This window comes from Chromobacterium sp. ATCC 53434 (genome assembly GCF_002848345.1).
In the GTDB taxonomy this organism is placed as follows: Bacteria; Pseudomonadota; Gammaproteobacteria; order Burkholderiales; family Chromobacteriaceae; genus Chromobacterium.
Genome location: NZ_CP025429.1, coordinates 4,863,906 through 4,884,230 on the forward strand (window position 1 = coordinate 4,863,906; position 20,325 = coordinate 4,884,230).

A 20,325-nucleotide genomic window follows, 5' to 3' on the forward strand; every position below is an offset into this window, starting at 1 on the left:
CAACTGGGTTTGTAGCTCAGCTGGTTAGAGCACTGTGTTGATAACGCAGGGGTCGTAGGTTCGAGTCCTACCAGACCCACCAGTTACACTCTGGGTGTTCTGATGAGCACTACGGAGAACCATTTTTGTTCCAGGCAAGGCGCGAAGAAGCGAAGTGTGCGAATGCACATGAGCGACTGAGCAACGCGGCATGGGACAAAAAGAGGGGGATTAGCTCAGTTGGGAGAGCACCTGCTTTGCAAGCAGGGGGTCGTCGGTTCGATCCCGTCATCCTCCACCACTTACGCCGCAAACAAAATCAAATTGAGAAGTTTGATTCTGTTTGCGTTGTAGAAACGCCCGATCTTTAACAAACTGAAGAAGCCGAATATATAAGACGGCGAAACAAACGATAGGAGTTAACTCTTCTGTTGAATGAATCGTCATCTTGGGTATTTGATTGTATCTAAGGCTGCGTCGCCATATCAAAAGGGGCGGTGCGGTCGTCGCACAAACACTCTCTGTTGTTTTAGTGATTTAGGTTACTGAAATGATAGGGTCAAGCGACTAAGTGCATCTGGTGGATGCCTTGGCGATCACAGGCGATGAAGGACGTGTAAGCCTGCGAAAAGCGCGGGGGAGCTGGCAATAGAGCTTTGATCCCGCGATATCCGAATGGGGAAACCCACCGCTTAGGCGGTATCCCTGACTGAATACATAGGTCAGTGGAAGCGAACCGAGTGAACTGAAACATCTAAGTAACTCGAGGAATAGAAATCAACCGAGATTCCGTAAGTAGTGGCGAGCGAACGCGGAACAGCCTGTACGTGTTATGGATTGTGTTAGTGGAAGGTTCATGGAAAGGACCGCCGTAGTGGGTGATAGCCCCGTACACGAAAACACATTCCAGGGACTAGGCGTACGAGAAGTAGGGCGGGACACGCGAAATCCTGTCTGAAGATGGGGGGACCATCCTCCAAGGCTAAATACTCGTGATCGACCGATAGTGAACCAGTACCGTGAGGGAAAGGCGAAAAGAACCCCGGGAGGGGAGTGAAATAGAACCTGAAACCGGATGCATACAAACAGTGGGAGCGGACTTGTTCCGTGACTGCGTACCTTTTGTATAATGGGTCAGCGACTTACGTTCAGTAGCAAGCTTAACCGAATAGGGGAGGCGTAGGGAAACCGAGTCCGAATAGGGCGATTTAGTTGCTGGGCGTAGACCCGAAACCGAGTGATCTATCCATGGCCAGGATGAAGGTGCGGTAACACGCACTGGAGGTCCGAACCCACTAGTGTTGCAAAACTAGGGGATGAGCTGTGGATAGGGGTGAAAGGCTAAACAAACTCGGAGATAGCTGGTTCTCCCCGAAAACTATTTAGGTAGTGCCTCATGTATCACTTCCGGGGGTAAAGCACTGTTATGGCTAGGGGGTCATTGCGATTTACCAAACCATGGCAAACTCTGAATACCGGAAAGTGCAATCATGGGAGACAGACGGTGGGTGCTAACGTCCATCGTCAAGAGGGAAACAACCCAGACCGCCAGCTAAGGTCCCAAATGATCAGTTAAGTGGTAAACGAAGTGGGAAGGCCCAGACAGCCAGGATGTTGGCTTAGAAGCAGCCATCATTTAAAGAAAGCGTAATAGCTCACTGGTCGAGTCGTCCTGCGCGGAAGATGTAACGGGGCTCAAACTGATAACCGAAGCTGCGGATGCACAGTTTACTGTGCGTGGTAGGGGAGCGTTCTGTAGGTCTGTGAAGGTGTCTCGTAAGGGATGCTGGAGATATCAGAAGTGCGAATGCTGACATGAGTAGCGATAAAGCGGGTGAAAAGCCCGCTCGCCGAAAGCCCAAGGTTTCCTACGCAACGTTCATCGGCGTAGGGTGAGTCGGCCCCTAAGGCGAGGCTGAAAAGCGTAGTCGATGGGAAACGGGTTAAAATTCCCGTACTTTTATGTAGTGCGATGTGGGGACGGAGAAGGTTAGGTCAGCAGACTGTTGGAATAGTCTGTTCAAGCCGGTAGGCTGGGGTGGTAGGCAAATCCGCCGCCCCTTAAGGCCGAGACGTGATAACGAGGGTCTACGGACCTGAAGTGACTGATACCACGCTTCCAGGAAAAGCCACTAAGCTTCAGCTACATAAGAACCGTACCGCAAACCGACACAGGTGGGCAGGATGAGAATTCTAAGGCGCTTGAGAGAACTCAGGAGAAGGAACTCGGCAAATTGATACCGTAACTTCGGGAGAAGGTATGCCTGTTGGGGTGTAGTGATTTACTCACGAAGCTCTGACAGGTCGCAGAGAATCGGTGGCTGCGACTGTTTAACAAAAACACAGCACTGTGCCAACACGAAAGTGGACGTATACGGTGTGACGCCTGCCCGGTGCCGGAAGGTTAAGTGATGGGGTGCAAGCTCTTGATCGAAGCCCCGGTAAACGGCGGCCGTAACTATAACGGTCCTAAGGTAGCGAAATTCCTTGTCGGGTAAGTTCCGACCCGCACGAATGGCGTAACGATGGCCACACTGTCTCCTCCTGAGACTCAGCGAAGTTGAAGTGTTTGTGAAGATGCAATCTCCCCGCTGCTAGACGGAAAGACCCCGTGAACCTTTACTGTAGCTTTGCATTGGACTTTGAACAGACTTGTGTAGGATAGGTGGGAGGCTTTGAAGCCAGGACGCTAGTTCTGGTGGAGCCGACCTTGAAATACCACCCTGGTGTGTTTGAGGTTCTAACCTTGGTCCGTGATCCGGATTGGGGACAGTGCATGGTAGGCAGTTTGACTGGGGCGGTCTCCTCCCAAAGTGTAACGGAGGAGTTCGAAGGTTACCTAGGTACGGTCGGAAATCGTGCTGATAGTGCAATGGCAAAAGGTAGCTTAACTGCGAGACCGACAAGTCGAGCAGGTGCGAAAGCAGGACATAGTGATCCGGTGGTTCTGTATGGAAGGGCCATCGCTCAACGGATAAAAGGTACTCCGGGGATAACAGGCTGATACCGCCCAAGAGTTCACATCGACGGCGGTGTTTGGCACCTCGATGTCGGCTCATCACATCCTGGGGCTGTAGCCGGTCCCAAGGGTATGGCTGTTCGCCATTTAAAGTGGTACGTGAGCTGGGTTCAAAACGTCGTGAGACAGTTTGGTCCCTATCTGCAGTGGGCGTTGGAAGTTTGACGGGGGCTGCTCCTAGTACGAGAGGACCGGAGTGGACGAACCTCTGGTGTACCGGTTGTCACGCCAGTGGCATCGCCGGGTAGCTAAGTTCGGAAGAGATAACCGCTGAAAGCATCTAAGCGGGAAACTTGCCTGAAGATGAGACTTCCCTGGAGGCTTGACCTCCCTGAAGAGTCGTTCGAGACCAGGACGTTGATAGGTCGGGTGTGGAAGCGCTGTGAGGCGTGAAGCTAACCGATACTAATTGCTCGTGAGGCTTGATCCTATCATTTGAGTGACTTAACTGCGTGCGAATCTGTGATTCGCTCAGCGATAAGCTAAGTGACGATGATGGAGTGTTGTGCGACACAATTAAATACCGAATATTCGAGGGTTGGTTTGAAACCGGCCCGGGCTTCTTGAGTTTGTACCAGTTTATGTCTGGTGGCCATAGCGAGGTGGTCCCACGCCTTCCCATCCCGAACAGGATCGTGAAACGCCTTAGCGCCGATGATAGTGTGGCATTCGCCATGTGAAAGTAGGACACCGCCAGACGCCCCATTAACAAAGCCCAGCTCAAACGAGCTGGGCTTTGTGCATGGCGCGCGCGACATGCACGACCCCGAAAACCAGCCCCGCCGGAGCAATCCGGCGGGGCTTTGTCGTTTCCGGACGGCCTGGATGCTTACAGGCCGACCCACTTGCCCTGCTTCAAGCGGTACAGCGACACGGTGGCGTTCTGGATGTCGCCCTTGGCGTCGAACTTCACCGGGCCGGTCACGCCCTGGTAGTCGGTCTTGGCGATTTCCGGCAGATACTTGGCCGGCTCGGCCGAGCCGGCGCGTTTCATCGCGGCGATCAGCACCTTGGCGGCGTCGTAGGTATACGGTGCGTAGGACTGGATGTCGGCCTGGAACTGTTGCTTGTACTTCTGGCTGAATTCGCCGTAGCCGGGCAGTTTTTCCTTCGGCGCGCCTGCGCTGGACGCGTAGCTGCCTTCGGCGCTGTCGCCGCCCAGCTTGGCGAATTCCGGCGTGTTGACGCCGTCGGCGCCCATGAAGGCGGCCTTGATGCCGAGCTTGGCCATCTGCTTGACCATCGGGCCGGCCTGGGCGTCCATGCCGCCGTAGAACAGCAGGTCGGGCTTCTCGCCCTTGACCGAGGTGAGCACCGCCATGAAGTCGGTGGCGGTGTTGGTGGTGAACTCGCGCTTGACCACCTTGGCGCCGGCCTGCTCGGCCGATTTGGCGAAATCGTCGGCCAGGCCCTGGCCGTAGGTGGTGCGGTCGTCGATGACGGCGACGCGTTTGGCGCCTAATTTCTCCACCGCGTACTTGGCCAGCGCCTGCCCCTGCTGCACATCGTTGGCGATCAGGCGGTAGGTGTTGTGATAGCCCTGCTGGGTGAACGATGGGCTGGTGACCGAGCCGGAAATCATCGGGATGCCGGCGTCGGAGTAGATGCGGGAGGCGGGGATGGCTGCGCCGGAGGTCAGATGGCCGACGATGCCGGCGACTTTGGCGTCCACCATGCGCTGGGCGACCTGGGTGGCGACCTTGGGATCGGCCTGGTCGTCTTCCGATACCACCTCGAAGGTGACCGGCTTGCCGTCCAGCACCAGTTTCTCGGCGTTGGCCTCCTGTACCGCCAGCTTGACGCCGTTGTCGGCGTCGCGCCCCCAGTGAGCGAAGGGACCGGTCAGCGGATTGGCGGTGCCGATCTTGACCACGATCGAGCCGGCGGCGGCCTGCTCCTGCTGCGGCGCCTGGCTGGCGGGTTTGTTACAGGCGGCGACGCCGGCCACCAAGGTGCACAGCAGCAGACTGTGTCGGGTTTTCATGATGAATCTCTCCTGATGCTCTTTGTTTATTTTGATATTGCGCCGCTAGGCGTGAGCTTACTGTGTCGGCCGATCATGCTTTTGTCAATCGGCGCGGCGGCAGGATCTGCCGCGGGAGAGCATTGCCGGATGGCTAAACGGCCTTGCGCGCGTTCTTGATGATCTTGTACACCCACTGCACCGAAATGCCGTGCTTCTGCGCCAGCGAGGCATGGTTGGCGCCGTTGAATTCCGCCAGGATCTGGCGGTCGCGTTCGGCCGACTTGCTGCTTCTGTCCAATGGGAAATAGACGTTCTGTCCGCCCCAGTGCTGGGCCATGCGGCGGGTGATCTCGTGGGCGATCTTTTCCGCTTGCCGGCTTTCGGTATTGGCCAGTTGTTGCAAGGCCGCCGTGATGTGGTCGGCCAGGTCGGCCAGCAGTTCCGGTCCCTTGCTGCGAAGTTGAGCCTGCATGCGCGCTCCCGCGTCGATTTTGTTCCGATGGGGGCATTGTTCCATTTCCCCGTCGCCGCGGCCGGATGACCGCTGTCAGCGCGATGTCAGTGCCGGATTTAGTAATAGCGGCTACAAGAAACCCCATCCCCCAATCCTGCATTCTCCGCATCGTCCGGTAAGCACTTTCGCTGGCCGGCGGTCCGGGCGCGGTTTTGGCGCGTCTCTTTTCTCCCCCTTGCTTGGAGCTTCGTCGTGGCAAGCACTTCCCAGATTGTCGGCGCGCTATTGGCGCGTCTGCGCGGCGCGGCGCCGCAACTGACCGTCGAGTATTACGCCGGCGCCGAGGACGACTATCCGCTGGCGCATCCACGGGGCGCGGCGCTGCTGTGCCTGCGCGGCAGCCAGTTCGGCCCGTTGCGGGACGGCTATGGCCAGGTGCGCACGCTGCAACTGGCGATCACGGTGCTGCTGAACCAGCGCGACGCCGGCCTGGGGGATTGCGACGCGCTGGACGCGATACGGCAGGCCTGCCTGGGCTTCGCCCTCCCGGATTGCCAGCCGGCGTGGCTGCTGTCGGAAACCTTCCTGGGTTACCGCGACGGCGTGGCCCGCTACGCGATCGCCTTGGCCACCGACACCCTGCAGGTGACGGCGGCCGACCCGGAACCTTTGATCGTGCTTAACGCAGTCTCATACGAGGAGCAACCATGAAGTATCTGTATTCCGGTCCGATCAGCGGCGTCACCCTGGGCGACGGCCAGGAAATCATGCTGTTTCCCGGCAAGGAAGTGGAGATGCCGGAACAACACAGCTACACCCGCACCCTGGTGGCGCTGGGCTATCTGAATGCGCAGCCCGCCGCCGAGGCAGTCCCTTCCCATACCGCTGAACAAGGAGAGTAAGCATGGCGGCAAACTATCTGCATGGCGTTGAAACGATCGAAGTCGAGCGCGGCCCGCGTCCGGTGCGCACCGTCAAGTCGGCGGTGATCGGCCTGATCGGCACCGCGCCGGCCGGCGCGGTCAACGCGACGACGCTGACTCTGTCGGAAAAGGACGCGGCGGCCTTCGGCCCGCAGTTGCCGGGCTTCACCATTCCGCAGGCGCTGACCGCGATCTACGATCACGGCGCCGGCACCGTCGTGGTGATCAATGTGTTGGATCCTGCCGTGCACAAGAGCTCGGTGGCGGCCGAAACCGCGGCCTTGGATCCGCTCACCGATTTCGTCCGCCTGAAGAACCCGGCCGTCGCCAATGTGGTGGTCAAGAGCGCGGATGGCAACACGAGCTATGTCGCCGACAAGGACTACGCGCTGGATGCGGCCTACGGCAAGATCACCCGCCTGAAGACCGGCGCCATCGCCATCGGCGCCGGCCTGAAGGTCAGCTACGACTACGCCGATCCGTCCAAGGTGACCGCCGCCGACATCATCGGCGCCGTCAACGCCGCCGGCAACCGCACCGGCATCAAGGCCTTGCAGGACACCTATAACAAGTTCGGCTTCTTCGCCAAACTGCTGATCGCCCCGGGCTTCTGCACCCAGAACACCGTGGCCGTGGAAATGGCGTCCATGGCCGACAAGCTGGACGCCATCGCCTACGTCGACGCGCCGATCGGCACCGCCTTCGCCGACGTTCTGGCAGGCCGCGGCCCGGCCGGCACCATCAACTTCAACACCTCCAGCGACCGCGTCCGCCTGTGCTACCCGAACGTGATGGTGGCCGACGGCAACGGCGGCCTGCGCTACGAGCCGCTGTCGTCCCGCGCCGCCGGCCTGCGCGCCAAGGTGGACAACAGCAAGGGCTTCTGGTGGTCCAGCTCCAACCAGGAACTGGCCGGCGTGGTCGGCGTCGAGCGTCAGCTGACCGCGATGATCGACGACCCGAACTGCGAAGTGAACCAGCTGAACGCCAGCGGCATCACCACCGTGTTCAACAGCTACGGCTCCGGCTTCCGCCTGTGGGGCAACCGCACCGCGGCCTGGCCGACCGTCAGCCACATGCGCAACTTCGAGAACGTGCGCCGCACCGGCGACGTGATCAACGAGTCGATCCGCTACTTCAGCCAGCAATTCATCGACATGCCGCTGAACCAGGCGACCATCGACGCGCTGGTGGAGTCGGTGAACGGCTACGGCCGCAAGCTGATCGGCGACGGCGCGCTGCTGGGCTTCAAGGCCTGGTTCGATCCGGCGCGCAATCCGCAGACCGAGCTGTCCGCCGGCCATCTGCTGATCAGCTACAAGTACACGGTGGCGCCGCCGCTGGAACGCCTGACCTTTGAAACCGAGATCACCTCGGAATACCTGCTCAGCCTGAAGGGAGGCAATTAATCATGGCCGGCAAGATTGAAATCAACCGCATCACCAACGCCAACATCTACATCAACGGCAACTCGCTCTTGGGCCGTGCCGAAGAGATCAAGCTGCCGGACGTGTCCGCCATCATGCAGGAGCACAAGGCGCTGGGCATGGTAGGCAAGATCGAGCTGCCGGCCGGCTTCGAGAAGCTGGAAGGCGAGATCAAATGGAACTCGCTGTACAAGGACGTGGCCAAGATCATCGCCAATCCGTTCCAGGCGGTGCAGCTGCAGGCCCGTTCCAGCATCGAGACCTACGGTTCGCAAGGCCGTCTGCAGCAGGTCAGCCTGGTCACCTTCCTGACCGTGATGTTCAAGAAGAACCCGCTGGGCACCTTCAAGCAGCATGAGAACGCCGACTTCAGCTCCGCCTTCACCGCCACCTACGTCAAGCAGGTGGTGGACGGCGAGGACATCCTGGAGCTGGACTACATGGCCAACATCTTCCGCGTAGGCGGCAGCGACATGCTGGAGCTGTATCGCCAGAACATCGGCGGCTGATCCCGGCGCGCCCGCGGGCCTGGCCCGCGGAGCCTGGGCGCGGCCGGCGGGGAGGGCGCCTCCCGACCCCGCCGGCCGTTTTTAAAGCGAATCGCTAAAGCGCTTTCGCATACCCCCGATGCCCACAGCCGGAAAATGACGGCATCACAACCCGCTTCAAGGAGCCATCATGCAGATCAAGCTGCAATACCCGTTCACCAACGCCGCCGGTCAACGCATCGAAGTGCTGGAAGTGTCGCGCCTGAAGCGCGCCGATCTGAAGGCCGCCAGCCATCACAGCCAGGACGACGCCGACCAGGAGGATTTCCTGTTCGCCCGCATGACCGGCCTGACGCTGGAAGACATCGATCAGCTGGACATCGCCGACAGCCGCGCGCTGGCCGACACCTTTCGTGAAATGGTCGGCGGATCCGACAACGCTTAAGTCCTTCGACGAGGTCCTGCTGACCGTGCTGGGCCTGCCGCCGTCGGAGATCGACGCGCTGGCGATGGACGACTACTGGTTCTGGTGCGAGGTCGCCGAGCGGGAAGTCCAACGCCGCGGCGAACGCCAGCAGCAATTGCTGGATGCCATCTAGGGCGGCTGTCCGGCCGCTTCCTGCCCGAATCTTTTCCTGATCGGCCGCCTCCCGCTTGCCGGGACGGGGCCGATCGCCCTTTCCATTCCCCAAACACAGGCAATCACCATGGTAAGCGAGTTTTTCATCGGCCTTAAGGTGGGCGCGACGCTGTCCGGGGTGTTCGACAACGCCTTCCGCTCGGCCCGCGCGGCAATGGACGATCTGCGCAAGTGCAGCCTGCGCTTGTCCGACGCGCAGAAAGACCTGGCCGGCAATGTCGAACGCACCCGCCGGGCCTATGCCGGCCTGGACCTGGCGCGGCTGGACAGCCAGCACCGCCGGCTGGAGTCCACGCTGGGGCGCTTGACCCGCCAGCACGAGGCTTGGCAGGCCAGCCTGCGCCGCGGCCAGGCGCTGAAAGCCACCCTGAACCTGCAACAGACCCGCCGGATCGAGATATTGACCTCGGTCCGGCTCAGCGCCGTCATCCGCCTGGTGGAGGAGAAGGTGGACCGGCAGCGGCGCGAGCACGACAAGGCCAGGCGCGACAGGCCGTCAGCCGACAGGAAACGGCCGGCCAAGCGCGGCGGCAAGGGCGGCGAGCGCAAAGGCGGCGACGGCGACGCCGCCGCTTCGGCCAAGCGGGGCGCGGCCGTCGCGAAAGCGAAGAGGAAGTCGGCCAAGGCGGCCGGCAAGTCCAAGCCCGGCAAGGCAGTCGCCGAGGCGAAGAGGAAATCGGCGAAGCCGGCGGCCAAATCTAAGCCCGGCAAGGCGGTCACCGAGGCGAAGAAGAAATCGGCGAAGCCGGCGGCCAAATCGAAGCCCGGCAAGGCAGTCGCCGAGGCGAAGAGGAAATCGGCGAAGCCGGCGGCCAAATCGAAGCCCGGCAAGGCAGTCGCCGAGGCGAAGAAGAAATCGACGAAGCCGGCGGCCAAATCGAAGCCCGGCAAGGTGGTCACCGCGGCGAAGAAGAAATCGGCGAAGCCGGCGGCCAAGTCGAAGCCGGGCAAGGCGGTCGCCGCGACGAAGAAGAAATCGGCCAAGCCAGCAGCCAAATCGAAGCCGGGCCAGGCCGTCGCCGGGGCCAAGCGGAAGTCGGCCAAGTCCGGCGCCTGGCTGGACAAGGCCATCAAGGCCACCGACAGGCTCAAGCGCGGCAGCGAGCTCGGCGGGAAGCTGAGCGGCGGCGCGGCCAAGGCGCTGCGCACCGATATCGGCCGCAAGCTGTACGAGAAGGCGCGCGCCAAGCTGAACCCGATGCTGGGCGACCGCCTGCCGGATACCGACCGGGCGCTGGAGCTGCTGGACAAGGGGACGGAGTACAGCGAGACGGCGTCGAAATACCTGGGCAAGACCGGCGCCGCGCTGAAGGCTTACCGGAATACCAAGGGCGGCGTCGTGAAGAAGCTGCTGGCGGCCGGCGCCGGCTTTCTGAAGGACGGCGACGACGAGAAGGACGGCGAATCGTCGCGCGCAGCGAAAGGGAAGAAGGCCGGCGCGAAGAAAGCCGCTGCGCGATCGGCGGTCAAGCCCGGCGCGGCGCTGAAGGAGGCGCGCGCGGCGGGCTCCATCGGCAAGACCTTGGGCGGCGCGCGCGGGCTGCTGAAGGGCGCCTTGCACAAGGCGGGAGCCGTCGGCGACGTGCTCAGCCTGGGCATGGATCTGGCGGCGATCCGGCAATCGAAGCTGGGCGCGCAGGCCAAGTCGGCGGCCTACGGCAAGGCGTTGGGCGGCGCCGCGGGTTCAGTCGCCGGCGGCGCGGCCGGCGCGGCGCTGGGCAGCCTGCTGGGGCCGGTCGGAACCCTGGTCGGCCAGCAGGCCGGCAGCTGGCTGGGGCAGAAGGGCGGCGAGTGGCTGGGCGAGAAGGCCGGCGCCTGGTGGGGACGCCGCGCCGCGCCGCCGAAGCCGGTGACCGCGCCCAAGCCGGTCGCCACCGCCAAGCCGACGCCGAAACCGGTTGCCAAACCGCAAGCCGCGGCAGCCCGCTCCGGCGAACAAGCCAGGCAGACCGAGCAGCTGCAGCGCATCCGGCAGGCGGCAGGCAAGACCTCGGCCAAGACCGCCGGTTCCGCCGCCGTGTTCAACATCACCTTCTCGCCGCAGATCACCGTTAACGGCGCCTCGTCCTCCGGCGTCAAGCAGCAGGTCCAGCAGGCGATGCAGCTGTCCTTCGCCGAGTTCGAGCGGCTGATGAAGCGCTACGAGGCCGACCGGCAGCGGCGCAGCTACGCGGCGCGGGCTTGAGGAGACGCATCGATGAAGAAAGGAGCAAACGATGTACGCGGTATTGGGTGATATCGAGTTCGATCTGATCAGCTATTTCGACGGTCTGGAACAGCGCGGCGGCAGCGATTACGCCGAGCACGCGCGGATAGGCGGCAAGCCGGTGCTGCAGTTCGTAGGCGACCGGCTGGACGAGGTTCGCATCGACCTGGTGCTGCACGCCGCCTATTGCCAGCCGGACGCCGAGCTGCAGCGGCTGCACGCCGCCCGGCAGACGCACCAGGCGCTGGCGCTGGTATTGGGTAACGGCGATCACAAGGGGCATTTCGTGATCACCGAATTGACCAGCACCGGCCGTCAGAGCGACCGCAGCGGCAGCCTGCTGGCGGTGGAGGCGCAGCTGTCGCTGCGCGAATTCCGCGGCCAGGCGGCGCCGGCGCCGAAGCCCGGCTTGTTGGGCAGCGTCAGCGGCCTGCCGCAGGCCAAGCTGCAGCAGTCGCTGGCCGGCGCCGGCTTCAAGCCGGACCTGTCCGGTCTCAGCAAGGCGCTGTCGCAGGCCAAGACCATGGCGGTCAAGGCGCGCCAGGTAGTCAACGACGTGCGCGAACTGAAGGACCTGGCGCGACGCGATCCGCTGTCGGCGCTGGGCCGGGTGCCCGGCGTGCTGGGCGACGTGCAGGCGGCGGTGCCCGGCATCGCCCAGGGCGTGGAGCGACTGAATCAGTTCATCCAGCCGTATTCGCGGCTGGCTGAGAGCATCAAGCCGCTGATCCCGCAGTTTCAGGCCATGGGCCGCCAGCTTGGCGCGCTGGCCGAGACGATGCAGGGCTGCACGCTGGACAACGTCGCCGACAAGCTGGGCAAGGCGGAGGCGACGGTCCGCGATATCGACAAAAACTGGCCGGCCCGCGACATCGAAATGGCGAAGCTGGCCGCCAAAGCGGTGTTGCGCCGCATTCTGGAGTGAACCATGTTTCTCAAGCATATCTGTCAGGAAGGCGAGCGTTGGGACCAGATCGCCTGGCGCTATTACGGCGACGTCGGCCAGATGGTGATGCTGATCGCCGCCAATCCGCAGGCGCCGATCAGCGAGACGCTGCCGGCCGGCACCCAACTGGCCATCCCACTGTTGGAAGCGCGCGACGAGACCGCGTTGGACGAGCTGCCGCCGTGGAGGCGCTCATGACCGACAGCCGCATCCAGGACGTGGCGGCGCCGGCCTTCGAGCTCAGCTACAACGGCAAGTCCATCACCGCCGACATCGCCCAGTACGCGCTCAACATCAGCTACACCGACCACCTGTCCGGCGAATCTGACGAGCTGGAGGTGGAGCTGGAGGACGGCGACGGCCGCTGGTTGAACGGCTGGTATCCGGACAAGGGCGCGACGCTGGACTTCAAGCTGGGCTATCGCGGCGCGGCGCTGGTGGCGCTGGGCAGCTTCGACGTGGACGAGGTCGACTACAGCGCGCCGCCGTCGGTGGTCCACATCCGCGCGCTGGCCACCGGCGTCCAGCATCCGCTGCGCACGCCGGAGGGCCGCGCCTACGACAAGCTGACGCTGCAGGCGCTGGCGCAGCGCATCGCCAAGCGTCACGGCATGAAGCTGGAGGGCAAGATCGAGGACGTCGCGATCGAGCGCCTGACCCAGTACCACGAGACCGATCTGCAATTCCTGCAGCGGGTGGCCGGCCATTACGGCTACGTCTGCAAGGTGATGGACAACAACCGCAAGCTGGTGTTCTGGAAGCGCGCCGACTTGGTGGCGTCGGCCAGCGTGCGGCAGTTCACGCCGGCCGACCTGATCGCCTGGCGCGCGCGCGACCAGTTGTCGCGGGTGCCCAGCGCGGTGGAGGTCAGCTATCACGATCCCCACAAGCGCAAGCTGCAGACGGCGCGGGCGGGAGCCGACGCGCGCGCCCCCGGCGGCAAGGCCAGCAGCGCCGACGTGGTCAGGCTCACCCGCAAGTCCGGCGGGCGCGAGCAGGCGGAATTGCAGGCCAAGGCCGAGATGGAGCGCCGCCAGCTGGCGCGCACCGAGATGAGCGTCACCGTGGACGGCTCGCCGCAGCTGGCCGCCGGCCGCAACGTCGAGCTGTTCGGTTTCGGCAAGCTGTCCGGCCGCTATCTGATCGAGCAGGCTCGCCATCGGCTGTCGCGGCAGGAGGGCTATATCTGCGAGCTGGAATTGAAGCGCGCGGCGCCTGCCGCGGCCAAGGAGAAGACATGAACGACGTTTCCCTGCCCGACGCGCTGGCCACGCTGAAGTTCGGCGGCGTGGCCGAACAAGACCCGGCCACCCAGCGGGTGCGGGTGCGGCTGCCCGAGCTGGGCCAGTTGCTGACCGCCTGGCTGCCGGTGCTCAGCCGCAAGAGCCTGAAGGACAAGGACTACTGGCTGCCGGATATCGGCGAGCAGGTGGCGGTGCTGATGGACGCCCGCGGCGAGGACGGCGTGGTGTTGGGCGCCATCTATTCCGAGGCCGACGCGGTGCCGGTGGCGAGCGCCGACAAGTGGCAGCGCCGTTTCGCCGATGGCGCGGTGCTGGAGTACGACCGGCAGCAGAACCAGCTGACCGTCAACGGCGGCGTCAAGCACGTGGTGGTGGACACCCAGGCCGACGTGCTGATCAAGGCGGCGTCCAGCATCACGATAGACGGCGGCCAGACCGTCACCGTCAAGGCCGGAAGCAAGGTCAGCATCAACGCTCCGGCCACCGAGATCAGCGGCACCTTGACGGTGCAGGGCGCGATCACCGGCAAGGGCGGCCTGACGGTGTCCGGCGGCGGCGGGGCCACGGTGAGCGGCAACGTCACCGTCAGCGGCGACGTCACCGCCAGCGGCAAGAGCCTGGTCGGCCACAACCACATGGGCGCCCACGGCCCGACCAGCCCGCCGCTCTGATCCGCGGCGCGGCCCTATTCCTGTTTTCACTGGAGACCATGATGAACAACGATTTCTTCACCCTGCTCACCGCCGTCGGCAAGGCCAAGCTGGCCGCGGCCGCCAGCGGCGGCGCGCCGCTGAAGCTCAGCCAGATGGCGGTGGGCGAGGGCGACAACGGCGCGTACTACTCGCCCAGCGAGAGCCAGACCGCGCTGAAGAGCGAGGCTTGGCGCGCCGGACTCAACCACCTGTCCACCGACCCGGCGAATCCGAACTGGATCGTCGCCGAGCTGGTGATCCCGGACCAGGTGGGCGGCTTCACCATCCGCGAGGTCGGCGTGTTCGACGCCGACGGCGCGCTGTTCGCGGTGGGCAAGTTTCCGGAGAGCTACAAGCCGGTGCTGGCCGACGGCGCCAACAAGCAGCTCTATGTGCGGATGATACTGGAGGTGTCCAACGCGGCGGCGGTGACGCTGATGGTGGACCCGAGCGTGGTGCTGGCCACCCGCGGCAGCGTCGACGCGCGCATCGCCGAGGAGCTGGCCAAGCTGGACGGCAAGCCGTCGGTCAAGGCCGCCACGACCGGCCCCATCGCGCTGACCGGCTTGCAGACGGTGGACGGCGTCGTGCTGCAGCTGGGCGACCGGGTGCTGGTCAAGAACCAGGCGGCCGGCGCCGACAACGGCATCTATGTGGCCGGCGTCGGCGGCTGGGCGCGCGCCGCCGACGCCAACATCAGCCTGGAAGTGACGCCGGGCCTGTTCGTCGCGGTGGAGCAGGGCACGGCCAACGGCGGCTCGCTGTGGCAGCTGACCACGCCGTCGCCGATCGTGCTGGGCACGACGGCGCTGGCCTTCACGCAGATCGCCGGCAATACCGGCGTGGCGGCCGGCACTTACCGCAGCGTCACCGTCAACGCCAGGGGGCAGGTGGTCGGCGGCAGCAATCCGACGACGGTCGACGATCTGGGCCTGGGCGCCGACCTGGCGCTGCCGCTGTCGTCGCTGCCGCTGCCGGTGGTGTCGACGACGGACAGCAACCGGCTGGCCGTGGCCGCGGCGGCGGTGGCCGGGCAGGGCGGCACGGTATCGGTGCCGGCCGGCGTGACGCTGAGCCTGGCCCAGGAAATCGCGGCGGGACAGAGCGGCCGGGTGCGGACCTTCGTCACCGCGGCCTGGACCAGCCCGGTATTGCCGGCCGGAGCCGAATACTATCTGCGCGGCCAGGTTGTCGGCGGCGCGCTGTCGCTGTACGTGCAGCGCGGCGCCTTGAGCGACGCGCGGCCGGATTCGCTGAAGGGCAACCCGTCCGCGGCCGGCGGCGGCGGCTTCTTCTCGACGGCGCTGGACATCTGCCTGGCCCGCATCGTTACCGGCGCGGCCGGCAGCGCGCCGACGGTGCAGCGCGTGATCAACCGCGGCCAGGACGCCTGGTCGGCGGTGGTGAACGGCAACGGCGCCGTCTACCTGCCGCTGGATCCCTTCGTCAAGACCGGCCGCATCTCCACTGGCATCGTCACGCCGCACGCGACGGCCATCTCTTTCATCGGACACGGCTCCGGCGGCTGGACCGGCAGCGGCTATTGGTACGCGGCGCCGAACCGGAGCGCGGCCACCTATTCTACCGGCGTGTCGCTGGGTTGGACGACCGGCAACCCCGTCATCATCACCTCGAGCAATGTGGTCGGCGATACCACGGCGTCGGTTTGCACCGGCATGTTCGACCACGTCGCCGGCAAGTCGATGTGGCAGGTGCTGCAACTGGAGCATCAGTTGGGAGACTCCGACGGCGTCAATGGCGACGAGCACCTGATGGGGATGGGAAACAAGAACATGCTGCAGGCCGATTACGACGCCGGCCTGGCCGTCAGCTTCTCCAATTGCGTCAATGCCGTGCTGACCTGGGAGGTCGTCCGATGAAAATGGTAGCCGATTTGTTGTCCTACGATGGCGAGCTGCGTCCGTTGCGTCCGTCCGCGTCGCATGCCTGGAATGGCGAGGCCTGGGTCGTCGACGACGCGCTGGTGAAGCAGCAACGGGAGCGGCTGGGGGCGGAGGCGTGCGATCGCATCGACGACGCCGCCGATTCCGCCAGCCGGCCTTACGCCGGCAACGAGCTGCGCGCATTGGAATACCGGCGCGCGGCCGCCGAGGCCCAGTCCTACAAGGACGGCGGCTACAAGGGCGACGCGCCGCCTATGGTGAAGGCCTGGGCCGACGCCAAGGACCTGTCCGGCAAGGACGCGGCCGACGGCATCCTGGCCAAGGCCGCGGCCGGCGACCAGGCCCTGGCCGCGATCCGCGCGCTGCGGCTGGCGGGCAAGGAGGCGGTGCGTCGCGCGGCCGACGCCGACGCCGTTCGCGCGGCGGCCGACGACGCGCTGGCCAGGCTCAGACAGGCGGCGCAATCGTCTGACGCGCAGACCGGGTCGGCCGGCGACGCCGGCGGCTTCTGGCGTTCCTCCCTGAAGCTGTTCTCGCGGGGCGCCTGATCCCCGGCAGGCGGCCGCGCGCCGCCGGCGTCCCCCTTCCTTTCCACGCCCGGTCGTTCCGGCCGGCGCGCCTTCCCCAAGACTATCCGATGACCGACATCACACCAAACGTGCTGGCCGGCGACAGGCGGCTGTCGCCGCTGGCCGAGCTGAGCCGGCGGCTGCAGCGCATCGATCTCGCGCCTTTCCTGGTCTATCTGGTCGACCAGGTCGGGGCCGATCTGCTGCCCTTGCTGGCCGAGCAGCTGCATGTGGCCGGCGACGAGGGCTGGCAGCTGGCCGGCGGCGAGGCGCAGCGGCGCGACCTGATCAAGCAGGCGATAGAACTGCACCGCTACAAGGGCACCCGCTGGGCGCTGCAACGCGTGCTGGCCACGCTGAACCTGAACGGCCGGATCAGCGAATGGTTCGAGTACCAGGGCCGGCCCTTCCATTTCAGGATCGATCTCGATCTGTCCGACCGCGGCCTGGATGAAGCCACCTACCGGGCGCTGCGGCAGATGCTGGACCAGTACCGCAACGCCCGTTCCCGGCTGGAAAGCCTGGACCTGAGGGTGGAGTTGCGTCAGCGCCTGCCGGTGCTGGCCGCCGTTTCCGCGGGCGGCGAGGTGGCCACCATCTATCCACAGGCGCGGCGCGAGCTGCGCCAGCAGAACCTGTTGCGCCTGGGCGCGGCTTGCGGCGGCGCCGAAACCGCCACCGTCCTGCCGTGGCAGCGCGGCCGGCTGGACGGCGGGGCGCCGCTGCGCTGGGGCATGGGCCTGCCGTGCCGGGAGTCCGTCACGCTGTATCCGCGCCCGATTCAACGCATTTCCTAAATCCCTTCAAAAGCCGCGTCCGCGGCGTTTCGAGATCATGACGACATGCTAAATCTAACCGACATCTCATCGCTGCACTGGCAGCCGGCGCTGCAGCCGCGCGACGGCAAGCCCGGCGCCAACGTCGCAGACATCGTGGAGAACCTGGACGACATCCACCAGGCGTTGCGAATCATCCTGGGGACGCCGAAGGGCAGCGATCCGCTGCGTCCGGAGTTCGGCAGCGACCTGTTCCGCTACCTGGACTACCCGGTGGACCGGGCCCGGCCGCATGTGGTGCGGGAGGCGGTGGCGGCGATCAGCCACCCGCTGTACGGCGAGCCGCGCATCCAGCTGCTGCGGGTGTTGTTCAGCATCGAGGCCGACGGCGGCGCGCATTTGTGCGCGCAATGGAAGCTGGCCGACGGCGTGATCCGCGAAACCGAACTCAGGCTGTAAGCCAATAGACAAGGACACGGCCATGCGCCCGAATCTTCCCGATCTGCCCGACTTGCCCATGGTCGACCCGGCCGCCGCCGCCAGCGCCATGGCCGACGCCTATCTGAAACTGGGCGGCCAGCAGCAATACCCGAAGCAGATGGAGCAGCTGCTGACCGAGATGCTGGCTAATCGCCAGCCGGGGCTCGCGGCGGCCGACCTGCCTAAATTCATCGGCGACGATCCCAAGATCATAGGCGCCGAGATGGCCGCCACTTACCAGAACATGGCCGGCAAGCGGCTGTATCCGGGTCAGGTCGAGCAGCTGCTGATCGATCTGTTCGCCTACCGCGAGAGCCTGGCGCGCGCGGCCTTCAACGACGCCGGTCGGCAGAACCTGGTGGCCTTCGCCCGCGCGCCGATGCTGGACTACCTGGGCGAACTGGTGGGCGTGGCGCGACAGCCGGCCCAGGCGGCGACGGCCCGGGTGACGCTGACCTTCCCGGCCTATGCCGACGGCGGCGCGAAGCAGGTGCTGCTGCCCGCCGGCGCCCGCATCGCCGGCAACGCCGCGGTGCAGTTCCAGACCTCGGCCCCGCTGGCGGTGAGCCTGACGGACAAGCCGCAGGCGCTGGTCTGCGACGTGGTGGCCACCGTGCCGGGCGAGGCCGGCAATCTGTTGCAGGCCGGCGATCTCAACCTGCTGCTGGACGACCCTGGCGTCATGGTGGGGGTGAGCGCAGCGGAGAAGCCCTGGGGCGGCGCGGAAGAGGAAGACGACGAGCGCCTGCGCCAGCGCATCCGGCTGGCGCCGGAGGCCTACTCCTGGGGTTCGGTCAACCGCTACCGGCTGGCGGCGATGACGGCGGCCACCGACGCGGCCGACGTCAGGGTGATTTCGCCGCGCCCGGACGGCACGGTGCAGGTGGTGGTGCTGGGGCGTGACGGCGCGCCGTCGGCGGAGACGCTGCGCCGTGTCCAGACGGCGCTGACGGACGACAAGGCCCGGATGATCAACGACCGGATCGAGGTGCTCCCGGCCGAGGTGATCGATTACGCGATCCGGCTGGAGATCGACGTGCTGAGCACCCGCATCCCGGACCTGGCGTGCCGGGTGGCGAAGGAGCGCTGCCAGGGCTTCGCGGCCAATCTCGCCCGCCGGCTCGGCGGGGACATCGTCCCGTCGCAGATCAAGACCGCGCTGCACGATATCGACGGCTTGTACGACGTGCGCGTGTTGGAGCCGGCCGACAAGCGGGTGCTGTCCTCGTCGCAGTGGCCGCGCTGCGTGGCGGTCGAGGTGACGCTGGGGAGGGTGGTGAGCGATGTCTGAGCTGCTGGTTCCCCTGCTGGCCAGCGACGCGCGCGGCCGAGCCTTCGACGCGCTGTCGGCGCGCAGCGCCGCCTTCGATCTGTCGCCGGTGCTGATCTATCTGATAGACCAGGCGCCGGCCGAGATCCTGCCGCTGCTGGCCGAGCAATTCAATGTGGTCGGCCCGTTGTGGGCCTACCTGCCCGACGAGGCGGCCAAGCGGCGGGCGATCAAGGAGTCGGCGGCCTGGCACCGGGCCAAGGGCTCGCCATGGTCGGTGGAGACGGCGCTGTCCTGGGCCGGTTACGCGGCCACGGTGGAGGACGCCACCGCGCCGGCCACCCGCTGGGCCGAATTCCAGCTGGAGCTGGGCGAGCCGGTGTCCGGCGACGCCTTGCAGACGGTGCTGGAGCTGACCCGCTTCGCCGCGCCGGCCCGCTCGCACCTGGCGCGCCTGTACGGCGGCTACGACCGCCGCCTGCTGCGGGCCTCGAGCGGCAGCCGCTGGTCGGACGCCTTTCTGTCCGACGACTCCGGCGTGTGGAGCGACGGCGCGCAGCTGAGTTTCGGCCGCCGGCGCCTGTTGTCCGCCGTCCGTCCGGAGACCGTTGTCGGCTTGGGGCGGTTGCGGCTGCACGCCTCGCGCACCTTGTATCCGGATGTGTTGCGCTACGGCACCGCCCATTTCGGCGACGCCCCGGTGCTCAACCATCCGGTGATGCGCAGCCGGCTGATCGGCCTCGGCAACGCCGAGGGCCTGCGCAACCCGGTCATCCTGGCCGGCAACCCGCCTTCGCCAAGCTGGCGCGGCGGCTGGGACGACAGGACGTGGGGGCGCTGGCTGCCGATGACGCCGCACCGGCGCATCGCCCGCGCCGCGCTGGTGTTGTCCGGCGACACGCGGCTCGGCGAGCCGAACACCCGCTTCGGCGGCTGGGCCGAAACCTCGTCCGGGCGCTTCTTCTGGTCCGATTCCGACTCCCGCTTGTCCGATTCCGATCCCGGCCGCTCGCGTCTGGTCATCGAGGCGGTGACGGTGGCCGTGCATGGCCTGTCCGTCGTCCGTCCCGACGACGGCGACGCGATGGGCGCGCGCACCGTCCGTTACTCGCTGCACGCCAGGGAGATCGACTGGCGCGGCGCGATCCGGATGGACGGCGGCCTGCGCTGGTCGGACCGGCCGCTGGCCGAGTCCACCGGCTGGCGCCTGGAATACCGGCTGAATACCGGCGACACCGCCGGCCTCGGCCCGCGCGCCGACCGTTACGGCTGGCTGGGCCGCTGGGACGACCGGCGCTGGCGCGGCGATCTCTCACTCACTCATCAAACCCTAACCACATGA

At 65.3% G+C, this 20,325-nt stretch carries 19 protein-coding genes, 2 tRNA genes and 2 rRNA genes; 21 read left to right on the top strand and 2 right to left on the bottom strand.

Going from position 1 to position 20,325, the window contains the following annotated elements:
- The first annotated feature begins 5 nt into the window (after positions 1–5).
- The 4 genes from CXB49_RS21760 to rrf all read left to right on the top strand — a co-directional run bounded on the left by CXB49_RS21760 (position 6) and on the right by rrf (position 3,697).
- Positions 6–82: transfer RNA gene (locus tag CXB49_RS21760), tRNA-Ile, on the top strand.
- 122 nt (positions 83–204) lie between these two features.
- Positions 205–280: transfer RNA gene (locus CXB49_RS21765), tRNA-Ala, on the top strand.
- Between the two features lie 256 nt (positions 281–536).
- Positions 537–3,428: ribosomal RNA gene (locus CXB49_RS21770) — 23S ribosomal RNA — on the top strand.
- 154 nt (positions 3,429–3,582) lie between these two features.
- Positions 3,583–3,697 (top strand): 5S ribosomal RNA (gene rrf / locus CXB49_RS21775).
- A gap of 130 nt (positions 3,698–3,827) precedes the next feature.
- Here rrf and CXB49_RS21780 read toward each other — a convergent pair.
- Both CXB49_RS21780 and CXB49_RS21785 read right to left on the bottom strand, forming a co-directional pair.
- Positions 3,828–4,982: a branched-chain amino acid ABC transporter substrate-binding protein gene (locus tag CXB49_RS21780; RefSeq protein ID WP_101710309.1), complete on the bottom strand. Its 1,155-nt coding sequence runs from the start codon at positions 4,980–4,982 to the stop codon at positions 3,828–3,830.
- A gap of 133 nt (positions 4,983–5,115) precedes the next feature.
- Complete coding sequence (locus CXB49_RS21785; protein ID WP_101710310.1) at positions 5,116–5,436, bottom strand: Mor transcription activator family protein; 321 nt, start codon at positions 5,434–5,436, stop codon at positions 5,116–5,118.
- 234 nt (positions 5,437–5,670) lie between these two features.
- On the opposite strand from CXB49_RS21785, the gene CXB49_RS21790 reads away from it, so the two are divergent.
- The 17 genes from CXB49_RS21790 (at position 5,671) to CXB49_RS21870 (ending at position 20,325) form a co-directional block, all read left to right on the top strand.
- Positions 5,671–6,129: a Gp37 family protein gene (locus tag CXB49_RS21790; protein ID WP_101710311.1), complete on the top strand. Its 459-nt coding sequence runs from the start codon at positions 5,671–5,673 to the stop codon at positions 6,127–6,129.
- Positions 6,126–6,320, top strand: a complete 195-nt coding sequence (locus CXB49_RS21795; RefSeq protein WP_101710312.1) for a hypothetical protein — start codon at positions 6,126–6,128, stop codon at positions 6,318–6,320. The genes CXB49_RS21790 and CXB49_RS21795 overlap by 4 nt, the downstream gene beginning before the upstream one ends.
- Positions 6,321–6,322: 2 nt before the next feature.
- A complete protein-coding gene (locus tag CXB49_RS21800) occupies positions 6,323–7,750 on the top strand; it encodes a phage tail sheath subtilisin-like domain-containing protein (RefSeq protein WP_101710313.1) in 1,428 nt (475 codons plus the stop codon).
- Positions 7,751–7,752: 2 nt separating this feature from the next.
- A complete protein-coding gene (locus tag CXB49_RS21805; protein WP_046159141.1) occupies positions 7,753–8,277 on the top strand; it encodes a phage major tail tube protein in 525 nt (174 codons plus the stop codon).
- A gap of 169 nt (positions 8,278–8,446) precedes the next feature.
- Positions 8,447–8,701: a phage tail assembly protein gene (locus CXB49_RS21810; RefSeq protein WP_101710314.1), complete on the top strand. Its 255-nt coding sequence runs from the start codon at positions 8,447–8,449 to the stop codon at positions 8,699–8,701.
- The gene (locus CXB49_RS21815) at positions 8,670–8,855 is read left to right on the top strand and encodes a hypothetical protein (RefSeq protein WP_101710315.1); all 186 of its coding nucleotides are present in this window, start codon (positions 8,670–8,672) and stop codon (positions 8,853–8,855) included. Before CXB49_RS21810 ends, CXB49_RS21815 begins: the two co-directional genes overlap by 32 nt.
- 108 nt (positions 8,856–8,963) lie before the next feature.
- On the top strand, positions 8,964–11,081 hold the full coding sequence (locus CXB49_RS21820; RefSeq protein WP_101710316.1) for a hypothetical protein: 2,118 nt from the start codon (positions 8,964–8,966) through the stop codon (positions 11,079–11,081).
- Positions 11,082–11,112: 31 nt separating this feature from the next.
- Positions 11,113–12,027 carry a phage tail protein gene (locus CXB49_RS24000; protein ID WP_199406734.1) on the top strand — a complete coding sequence of 305 codons (915 nt, stop codon included), beginning with the start codon at positions 11,113–11,115 and terminating at the stop codon, positions 12,025–12,027.
- 3 nt (positions 12,028–12,030) lie between these two features.
- Positions 12,031–12,246, top strand: coding sequence for a tail protein X (locus tag CXB49_RS21830; protein WP_101710317.1), 216 nt, complete (start codon positions 12,031–12,033; stop codon positions 12,244–12,246).
- A complete protein-coding gene (locus CXB49_RS21835) occupies positions 12,243–13,289 on the top strand; it encodes a phage late control D family protein (protein ID WP_233492888.1) in 1,047 nt (348 codons plus the stop codon). The genes CXB49_RS21830 and CXB49_RS21835 overlap by 4 nt, the downstream gene beginning before the upstream one ends.
- A complete protein-coding gene (locus tag CXB49_RS21840) occupies positions 13,286–13,963 on the top strand; it encodes a phage baseplate assembly protein V (RefSeq protein WP_233492889.1) in 678 nt (225 codons plus the stop codon). The genes CXB49_RS21835 and CXB49_RS21840 overlap by 4 nt, the downstream gene beginning before the upstream one ends.
- A 41-nt stretch (positions 13,964–14,004) precedes the next feature.
- Complete coding sequence (locus CXB49_RS21845; protein WP_101710319.1) at positions 14,005–15,864, top strand: phage tail protein; 1,860 nt, start codon at positions 14,005–14,007, stop codon at positions 15,862–15,864.
- Positions 15,861–16,436: a phage tail protein gene (locus CXB49_RS21850; protein WP_158301002.1), complete on the top strand. Its 576-nt coding sequence runs from the start codon at positions 15,861–15,863 to the stop codon at positions 16,434–16,436. Before CXB49_RS21845 ends, CXB49_RS21850 begins: the two co-directional genes overlap by 4 nt.
- A gap of 89 nt (positions 16,437–16,525) precedes the next feature.
- A complete protein-coding gene (locus tag CXB49_RS21855; RefSeq protein WP_101710321.1) occupies positions 16,526–17,254 on the top strand; it encodes a phage tail protein I in 729 nt (242 codons plus the stop codon).
- A 45-nt stretch (positions 17,255–17,299) separates the two neighbouring features.
- The gene (locus CXB49_RS21860; RefSeq protein WP_101710322.1) at positions 17,300–17,692 is read left to right on the top strand and encodes a GPW/gp25 family protein; all 393 of its coding nucleotides are present in this window, start codon (positions 17,300–17,302) and stop codon (positions 17,690–17,692) included.
- A gap of 22 nt (positions 17,693–17,714) precedes the next feature.
- Entirely contained in the window at positions 17,715–19,004 is a 1,290-nt protein-coding gene (locus tag CXB49_RS21865) for a baseplate J/gp47 family protein (RefSeq protein ID WP_101710323.1), read from the top strand.
- Positions 18,997–20,325: a phage tail protein gene (locus CXB49_RS21870; RefSeq protein ID WP_101710324.1), complete on the top strand. Its 1,329-nt coding sequence runs from the start codon at positions 18,997–18,999 to the stop codon at positions 20,323–20,325. The genes CXB49_RS21865 and CXB49_RS21870 overlap by 8 nt, the downstream gene beginning before the upstream one ends.

Excerpts from the sequence above, each read along its gene's own strand:
- CXB49_RS24000 (WP_199406734.1), top strand. The coding sequence starts at position 11,113 with ATGTACGCGGTATTGGGTGATATCGAGTTCGATCTGATCAGCTATTTC.
- CXB49_RS21830 (WP_101710317.1), top strand. The coding sequence starts at position 12,031 with ATGTTTCTCAAGCATATCTGTCAGGAAGGCGAGCGTTGGGACCAGATC.
- CXB49_RS21845 (WP_101710319.1), top strand. The coding sequence starts at position 14,005 with ATGAACAACGATTTCTTCACCCTGCTCACCGCCGTCGGCAAGGCCAAG.
- CXB49_RS21835 (WP_233492888.1), top strand. The coding sequence starts at position 12,243 with ATGACCGACAGCCGCATCCAGGACGTGGCGGCGCCGGCCTTCGAGCTC.
- CXB49_RS21850 (WP_158301002.1), top strand. The coding sequence starts at position 15,861 with ATGAAAATGGTAGCCGATTTGTTGTCCTACGATGGCGAGCTGCGTCCG.
- CXB49_RS21800 (WP_101710313.1), top strand. The coding sequence starts at position 6,323 with ATGGCGGCAAACTATCTGCATGGCGTTGAAACGATCGAAGTCGAGCGC.
- CXB49_RS21840 (WP_233492889.1), top strand. The coding sequence starts at position 13,286 with ATGAACGACGTTTCCCTGCCCGACGCGCTGGCCACGCTGAAGTTCGGC.
- CXB49_RS21785 (WP_101710310.1), bottom strand. The coding sequence starts at position 5,436 with ATGCAGGCTCAACTTCGCAGCAAGGGACCGGAACTGCTGGCCGACCTG.
- CXB49_RS21855 (WP_101710321.1), top strand. The coding sequence starts at position 16,526 with ATGACCGACATCACACCAAACGTGCTGGCCGGCGACAGGCGGCTGTCG.
- CXB49_RS21780 (WP_101710309.1), bottom strand. The coding sequence starts at position 4,982 with ATGAAAACCCGACACAGTCTGCTGCTGTGCACCTTGGTGGCCGGCGTC.
- CXB49_RS21805 (WP_046159141.1), top strand. The coding sequence starts at position 7,753 with ATGGCCGGCAAGATTGAAATCAACCGCATCACCAACGCCAACATCTAC.
- CXB49_RS21865 (WP_101710323.1), top strand. The coding sequence starts at position 17,715 with ATGCGCCCGAATCTTCCCGATCTGCCCGACTTGCCCATGGTCGACCCG.
- CXB49_RS21810 (WP_101710314.1), top strand. The coding sequence starts at position 8,447 with ATGCAGATCAAGCTGCAATACCCGTTCACCAACGCCGCCGGTCAACGC.
- CXB49_RS21795 (WP_101710312.1), top strand. The coding sequence starts at position 6,126 with ATGAAGTATCTGTATTCCGGTCCGATCAGCGGCGTCACCCTGGGCGAC.
- CXB49_RS21860 (WP_101710322.1), top strand. The coding sequence starts at position 17,300 with ATGCTAAATCTAACCGACATCTCATCGCTGCACTGGCAGCCGGCGCTG.
- CXB49_RS21820 (WP_101710316.1), top strand. The coding sequence starts at position 8,964 with ATGGTAAGCGAGTTTTTCATCGGCCTTAAGGTGGGCGCGACGCTGTCC.
- CXB49_RS21870 (WP_101710324.1), top strand. The coding sequence starts at position 18,997 with ATGTCTGAGCTGCTGGTTCCCCTGCTGGCCAGCGACGCGCGCGGCCGA.